Genomic DNA, 580 nt, shown 5'->3' with positions numbered 1-580 from the left:
GACGTTCGGTTTCCGCCCATGCGCCGTCCAAAGCGGCTTTCAATTCATCGTAACTGTGGTCGAGGTAAGCGTTCACTTCTGCGTTCACCACATTGGCCATGCGGATAATGCCGAGCGCACCGTCAATCACACCGGCGCCGATACCCATTTGCAGCAAGATGAAACCGGCTTTAATAGTTGGAATATAAGACTGGAACTGCTCAGGCGAAGCAATCACATCTTCATCGGGAATAAACACATCTTTAAAATTCAGGCTGTAAGTGCGCGTGCCTTCCAAACCGCAGAACTCAGGGCAATCTTGCAAGGTAACGCCTTCCCATTGGCCGCCGGTGATAAACATCACATAGCTGTCGCCGATTTGGGCGGTATTTGCCCAAATGTGGTCTTCGCCGATATTAGATACCCAAGGCAAAGCGCCGTTGACTTTGTAGCCGCCTTCAACGCGCTCGGCTTGCAAGTTGTGTTTTTCGATACCGGCAAGGTGTTTGACGGTATTGGACATGCCCGTACCGGCCAAAACTTTGCCCTGCAGAATATCGGCCAAATATTCGTCTTTAACCGCTTGGTTGGGGGATTGGTG

General features: G+C 51.2%; 1 pseudogene. It reads right to left on the bottom strand.

The window, feature by feature from the left end:
* Positions 1–580 (bottom strand): annotated as a pseudogene (locus ACTHUM_RS17915) (acyl-CoA dehydrogenase family protein); the annotation flags it as partial.

It is taken from the genome of Neisseria sp. P0021.S006 (genome assembly GCF_051956895.1).
This window is presented reverse-complemented; position numbering and strand designations above follow the sequence as displayed.